Raw genomic sequence first — 5853 nt, 5'->3', positions numbered from 1 at the left:
GGGGTTTCCGTAGTTCCTTCGTGCGCAGGCGGGGTCGCCCTCAGTGCCAGTCGGGCCGGTTTGGCCTTGTCGGTATCGCCCGTGCTCACCAGCCGGACCACCACCGCCTGCCCGCCACCGTTGGCGAAGAAGTCGCGGACGGCGAAGCTCACCGTGCTGTGCTTCCACAACCCGCCGAAGACGCGCTCGTAGTCGGCCAGGCTGTTGATGACGGTGGCCTGGTTCACGGGGCCGCGCAGGGTCCGGCCGACGAAGGCGGTGACCGAGGTCGCGACCCCGGTGACGGTCCGTACCCCGCTCGGTAGTTCGGTGACGTAGACGCCGGGATAGGAAGTCTGAACCGTCATGCTGCCCCATCTCGGGTCTGTCGAAGGTGTGCCGGGAAGTCCGGGAGCAAGCCCGCACGGATGTGACCGTAGTGAGGCCTGCGTCACCGCCCCGTCACTGATGCGTCACCGGACCTCTGACAGCCACGGCACCGGCCATGATTGACAAGTACCCGGTGAAAAACCTGTGGTGACGGAGTGTTTGACCGAGGTCATACGGACGGGGGAACAGCTCTGGGTGGCCTGGGCAGTGCTCGACCGGTGCGCCGCTCTGCGTGAAGTCCGTGTGGCCACCCTGCGCGGTCGCCTGACGGGTGCCGGCCGGGCGTCCCGTGACGGGCACCGCCGCGAGCGCCCGGCCGAGCTGCTCGGCGAAGACCGGGCCGCGCTCGGGAAGGCCGGCCCCGTTCCAGGCGTGCAGGGCAGCGTCCTTGTCGCCGTCGGCGGCGAAGACGTGGCGGCCGACGAGGGCGCGGGCACGTGCGCTCATGGCGGCGCCGGCGTCGGCGTCGCCTCGGTCTGTGCGGATGACCTCGAGGTCGCCGGAGACGTTGCGCAGCCGGAGGATGCCGCGGGTGCTGGTGTCCTCGATGGTGACGCCGAGGAGGGCGGCGGGGAACCTGGTGGCGGCCGCGAGGCGCTCGAGGTCGCGGGCGACGACGTCGCCGAGTACGCAGGGGTCGACGGCCAGGACCCGGACGCGGGCCTGCCACTGCGGTTCTTCACCAGGCGGGCGGAGGCCGGTGGCCTGGGCGACGGTCAGGGGCAGGGCGCCGATCGAGGCGGGCTGGTCCACGATCACCAGGACGGTGCCGAACTTCGCCGTCAGCTTGTCCAAGACGGCCCGCGGCTTCGGCTCGCTGTTGGGCAGCTGCTTGTCGAGGAATTCTTCCCGGCCGGGGTGAGCCCGTGGCCGTGGTGAGTGGCCGTGGTGAGTGGCTGTGGCAAGTGGTCCTGCCGACGTCCAGGCCGAGGAACACGCCCACGTCTTCGGCGTCGAACATCGCGCCTTCCCAGGGGAGTTGACCGTGCCGGCCATGGCGACGGTGCCGTATGCGCGCATCCACGTCATGCAGACCTGCCGCCCGCAAGCGGCCAGGCATTGGGCCTGGCCAGGCGGTAGTCGGACCTCTGACTTGTTGAATCGGACCCAGAGGTATGGTCTGCAGCCGTAGCGTCCAGGACGCCGGTCGGCCCGAGCGTCGCTTCGCTGTCGAAGGCGCCCGCGGGGCCTGGGCCGCAGCCTCGTCCAGCAGCTGGCCGCTGCCGGCGAGAAGGTGGTGAACGTCCCGTCCACCCACTCCGCCCGGGCCCGGCTGCCGGCCACCGGCGGGGACCGCAAGACCGACGCCGCCGACGCCCTGCACGTCGCTCAGGTCGCATGCTTCCGACAGGACTTGGCACGGTCGAACCGGAGAACCAGTCGACGATCCTGCGGCTGCTGACCGAGAGGTACGACGACCTGGTCAACGAGCGCACTCGGATAATCAACCGGCTCCACGTGGTCCTGCGGGACCTGCTGCCGGGCGGAGCTCCCACCCGCCTGTCTGCCGAGAAGCCGCAGCCCTCATGAAGGGCATCCGTCCCGCGACGGCCACTGACTCCTGCCGTCGCGTCCGGCCCGAGACCTTCTCGCGGATCTTCGACGCGTCGACCGCCAGGTCCGTGGCAACGGGGCCCAGATGCGTGACGCCCTGGCGGCTGCCCGCACTGCGCTGACCGCAGCGTGAGATCCGGGGTGACTCCGCGTCCAGCCGCCCCATGGTGCAGTCGGGGCAGAGGTCCGTGTCCTCCAACCGACTAGGGAAGCCGCCCCATCAGACCGGGGCCGCCTTCGTCCGGTTGCGGAGAGGTTCTCGCGGGAACACCAGGTCGGCGAGGTCCAGGGACGGCTCCACGCCCAGTTGCTCCGTCAGCAGAGCGCGGAACCGCTTGTACTCGTGCAGTGCCTCGGCGAAGTTGCCCTCGGCGAGGTGGACCCCTATCACAGCGCGGCGTGCGCTCTCCCGCAGTGGTTCGCTGCGGACCGCTTCAAGGGCGGCGTCGAGCGCCATCGCATAGCCTCCCAGAGCGCACAGATCGGCTGCGGCCGCCTCAAGCTGGTGCAGGCGGAGCTGGCGCAGCCGATCCCGTTCGAAGATCACCCAGTCGTCGTCCCAGCCGGGTAGGAGCTCGCGCAGCCGTAATTCCGGCAAGTGCAGTCCGGTACCGCCGGGGTGGCGGAACCGGGCGCCCGCGGTAGCGACGAACTCGGTCACGTCGACCCTGACGAACTCGGCCAGGGCCAGCTGACCCCGCGCCGCCACGATCAGTCCGGGTACGGCGTGGTTGAGCCGCCACATGGTGGTCCGCAGGCTGCCCAGCGCTCGGTTCTCGGGCACGTCTGACCAGAGGGTCCCGGCGACGACGGTCCGTGGGGCGGGCCCGAGCAGACTCAAGAAGGCCAGCAGTCGTTGGCCATTGGTCACGGGATGGATCCAGGTGCCTTCCACCTGGAGACGGAAACCGTCGAACAGCTCGATCCGCCCTCTTCTGACTGATTCGCGCACAGGCGCACCAGGCGACGACACAAGGCCCCTCAAATCGTGGTGGTGTCCAATGTGGATATTGAAACTTGGCTATGCCCGGCCCGACGGACAGCGCCTGACAGGCAGCCCGCACCCCGGCTTTGTCGCTGGGGGTGTCCCGTGAGAGAGGATCCGCCGTCTGCAGCAGGCGTCCGCCGCTGCCGCGGCGGGCACGTAGGCGCCGGTGCGTCGGCTGGGCACGCTTCAGAGCTTCGGGATCTTCAGCGCGGCCCACGTCCTGGGGCCCGGGATCCCGTCCGCGTCGCCCGCCAGCTCGGGCCGGGAGCGCTGGAAGTCAGCGACGTTGCGCCTGTCCGCCTCCGACCATTCGGGCCCGGGACCGGAGGTGTAGTGCTTGCCGAAGCCGAGCTCCACCAGGCGCCTTCCGAGAGCGGTGACCAGGGGGCTGCGGCGGCCAGCGTGGAAGAACGCCGTCCCCGGAAACGGCTCGTACCGCGGTGTCGGCGGCTTCGCCGGGGCCGCCGTCGGCAGTTTCAGTTTCTGCCCCACGGATATCTGGTTGGCGTTCTTGATGCCGTTGAGGGACAGCAGAGCACTCACGGTCGTGCGGTGCGCGGCCGCGATGGAGGTCAGGGTGTCGCCCGCCTTCACGGTGTAGGTACCGGACCCGGTGTCCGGAGTGGTTCCCCCGCCGGCGGAGCGGGGCCTGCCCGGCACGATCTCGGTGTCGATGGCCCCGGGGTCCCAGTGGTCCTGGCCGGGGATCTGGGAGTGTCCGTAGTGGCCGCCCTTGTTCTCCCAGGTGGTTCTGGGACGCTCCGTCGCGGCGGCCGCGGTGGCCGCCGGGGCCCCGACGGGCCACACGTCCGGGATGCCGTGCGCGCGTATCGCGGCCAGAAGCCTCCGGAAGTTCGGCTTGGTCTTCGGGTCGAAACCCTTCGTCCACGGAGCGCGGGCACGTCCCAGCACCTCGATCTGGATGCAGACCTTGCCGGTTCGGTTCGTGCGTTTCGTGCCGTCGTTCTTCAGCGCCCTCGCGGACCGGTTCAGGGGGCCGAACTGGCCCAGCCGGTCGGTGACAGGGCAGTAGATCACCTGCGGTTCCGCCCCGGCACGGATCAGGTAGGCGGCCACGGACGTGAAGTAGTTGCCGCCGGCTGGGGACTCGGTGGTGTGCCACACGGCCCGCGGTGGCTCGAGCGGGGTGTCCATCGGTCCTCCGATGCGCTGCGCGCCGAACCGGGTCACGCCGTCGATGTACGCCGGGCCCGAAGCGCTGTGCGGAACATTGACCAGGGTGTGGCTATCGCTGCTCAGGGTCCGTACGAACCGGTCGCCGCTGTCGTCGCGGGCCTCCGGCAGCGGGTCGGGCTCGTGTGCGGCGTGCTCGGCCGGGCTGGTGGGCTCGTAGACGTCCAGGTCGCCGTCGTCGCGCAGGACCATGAAGGCGCCCTCGCGCCGGGGGTGTTCCCTGACCTGGCGCTCGGAGCCCGGAAGTGCGGCGATGGCGCGTACCCGGTCGACGTGGGCCTGGTCGACGGTGCCCAGATAGGTGGTGGTGACGTCATGGGTGTCGGGGTCCGGGTGGTCGACCGCGACGTGGAAGGTGGTCATGTCGGAGTTCCGTTCTCGGGGCTTGCGGAGGTCTTCCCGCTCGGGCGGGGCGACGCGGGTACGCGGGCGGGGGACGTGGGGTGCACGCCTTGCCGGCTCCGGGCGCGGGCCAGGACGGTTCGGGCCGCGGGAAAGGCGAGGGGGGTGAAGGGGGCGCGGTCGCGGAATCGGTCAGGACCTCGGAAAGGTCACCCGCTCGGCCGTCTCGATCATCTGCCGACGGTGCCTCTCCCAGATCAGCGAGCGTCAACGTAGTCGGCAAGCAGCCGTGTGAAGAGGGCAGTTGATTGAAAGCGGCAGTACTGGCGACGGCGTGATCCGACCGTCTCCACGGGAACTCGGGCCCCACGCGTACTTCACGATTGTGCGACCGCAACGACCGCAGGGAACGAGGCTGTCCGGCCCGCTGGAGGCTGCTGTCGGGACGAGAGCCGGCAGCTCGCCGCAGCTGCTCCGGCAGCGGCCTCACCACGTGAGTTGCTCGTGAACGACGACGCGGTCGAGCGCGACGAGAGCCTTGGACAGGGCCTTGGGCAGGACCATGCGCGGGCCATCGTTCCTGGCGCGGTGAAGTTCCCCCTTCGCACATCGAGGGCGGCCCGATCCCTGTCCCTCGGGCGGGCCGCCGCCTCCGGTCCGGCCGGCAGGGCCGATGGGACCGGCTCCGGCACCGGAAGGTTCCCGCGCGGTTCTTCCGGTGGTCCTTCCCGTTGTTCTTCCTGGTGCCCCTTCCGCCCTCGTGCTCTTCAGCACGCGGTCAAGCAGCAGCCGCTCCTCATCGAGTACAGGTGTCGTCCGTGAACGGCCTCGGAGCACGGCCTGCGGGCCGATCTGTCCGCCATGCGCGTCCACACCGGGCCTGTCGCCGACCGTCTTGCCCGCGGTCCGGGCCCCGAGGCGTTCGCCGACGGATCACACGTGTTTTCCGGCGAGGCGCCTATCGGCCGCACTCCCCGTCCGGGTTCCGGCCGGCTGGCCCCCGAAGCCGCCCACCTCGTCCAGCAGGCCCGTGGCGAGGCCGGCGGAGCCAGGCGCGGAGGGTGGACCGTCAGCGTGCCCGGCGACCCCTGGGAGCAGGAGGCCGACGCTGGGCCGAGGGGAGCTGGTCCGCCGCCTCATGCCCGAACTGGGCCTGGCGCCCTGCCTGCCACGGCCGAGAAGGCTCAACCTCACTCAGGCTGCGGCCGGCCGCGTACCGGACCTCGTCGGCAGCGACTTCACCGCGGGTGCGCCCGGGAAAAGCTCGTCGGTGTCTTTACCCATATCGCCGCCGGGGAAGGCCGGCTGTATCTCGCAACGGTCTATCGACTGCTGCACGATGGGAGTCTTCGGTCACGCGATGGACGACCACTACCGAAACTCGCTCCCCCACCCTCCCCCCTCAC

4 protein-coding genes and 2 pseudogenes are annotated in these 5853 nt (G+C 70.4%); 2 read left to right on the top strand and 4 right to left on the bottom strand.

The window, feature by feature from the left end; translation table 11 throughout:
* Positions 1-347 (bottom strand): annotated as a pseudogene (locus tag AOK23_RS48705) (phage tail protein); the annotation flags it as partial.
* 715 nt (positions 348-1062) lie between these two features.
* A pseudogene (locus AOK23_RS46220) lies at positions 1063-1330 on the bottom strand (IS110 family transposase); the annotation flags it as partial.
* Between the two features lie 377 nt (positions 1331-1707).
* Here AOK23_RS46220 and AOK23_RS49115 point away from each other — a divergent pair.
* Positions 1708-1899 carry a hypothetical protein gene (locus AOK23_RS49115; RefSeq protein ID WP_206336422.1) on the top strand — a complete coding sequence of 64 codons (192 nt, stop codon included), beginning with the start codon at positions 1708-1710 and terminating at the stop codon, positions 1897-1899.
* Between the two features lie 244 nt (positions 1900-2143).
* Here AOK23_RS49115 and AOK23_RS39975 read toward each other — a convergent pair whose 3' ends face one another.
* Positions 2144-2707, bottom strand: a complete 564-nt coding sequence (locus AOK23_RS39975; RefSeq protein WP_157878297.1) for an AfsR/SARP family transcriptional regulator — start codon at positions 2705-2707, stop codon at positions 2144-2146.
* Positions 2708-3097: 390 nt separating this feature from the next.
* Complete coding sequence (locus tag AOK23_RS51000) at positions 3098-4468, bottom strand: LysM peptidoglycan-binding domain-containing protein (RefSeq protein WP_055717331.1); 1371 nt, start codon at positions 4466-4468, stop codon at positions 3098-3100.
* A gap of 819 nt (positions 4469-5287) precedes the next feature.
* On the opposite strand from AOK23_RS51000, the gene AOK23_RS52155 reads away from it, so the two are divergent.
* A partial coding sequence (locus tag AOK23_RS52155; protein WP_420823791.1) for an eCIS core domain-containing protein occupies positions 5288-5853 on the top strand: 566 nt, incomplete at its 3' end.

Origin of the sequence: Streptomyces torulosus, assembly GCF_001419765.1 — a bacterium.
Lineage (GTDB): Bacteria > Actinomycetota > Actinomycetes > Streptomycetales > Streptomycetaceae > Streptomyces > Streptomyces torulosus.
This window is presented reverse-complemented; position numbering and strand designations above follow the sequence as displayed.

Bases quoted from the DNA above. Each gene is read 5' to 3' on its own strand.
- AOK23_RS49115 (WP_206336422.1), top strand. From the start codon at position 1,708: ATGCTTCCGACAGGACTTGGCACGGTCGAACCGGAGAACCAGTCGACG.
- AOK23_RS51000 (WP_055717331.1), bottom strand. From the start codon at position 4,468: ATGACCACCTTCCACGTCGCGGTCGACCACCCGGACCCCGACACCCAT.